The sequence below is a fragment of the Gluconobacter sp. P1D12_c genome (assembly GCF_018812105.1).
In the GTDB taxonomy this organism is placed as follows: domain Bacteria; phylum Pseudomonadota; class Alphaproteobacteria; order Acetobacterales; family Acetobacteraceae; genus Gluconobacter; species Gluconobacter oxydans_A.
Map to the genome: position 1 here is coordinate 1 of NZ_JACSIQ010000549.1, position 424 is coordinate 424.

The window sequence follows — 424 nt, forward strand, 5'->3', positions numbered from 1 at the left end:
GAGCGATACGCGGTATCGGCCCAGACGCTTGAGGCGGTATTGGAGCGATACGCGGTATCGGCCCAGACGCTTGAGGCGGTATTGGCTTTATCCAGAAGCCCCTCTCTCAATCGCGCGCCATCACTGGCGGCGGCATCTGTTGTCTTCCATTTGCGGATGAACCGATACTTCCGGTCGATGGAGACGTGGGGTTTGTAGCCAAAGAATGGGATAGCGAGATCACTCGACGGCATGGTTCCATCGTCCTGCCGCTTCGCTTTCGTGAACTTCAGCGTCCAGCGCGCATGGCGATCCTTGTGCGACAGCTTTGACGGCTTGTCCTGCCAGTCTTCGGGAATACGGCCTCAAGTGTCTGGGCCGACACGGCCTATCGCTCAAAAGCCAACGAAGACTTCATGGAAAAGCAGGGCTTGGTCTCCAAGGT

The 424-nt window shown here is 57.5% G+C and carries 1 pseudogene; it reads right to left on the minus strand.

Annotation, left to right across the window (positions count from 1 at the left end):
* Positions 1-344, minus strand: a pseudogene (locus KP705_RS18100) (IS5/IS1182 family transposase); the annotation flags it as partial.
* Positions 345-424 lie beyond the last annotated feature (80 nt).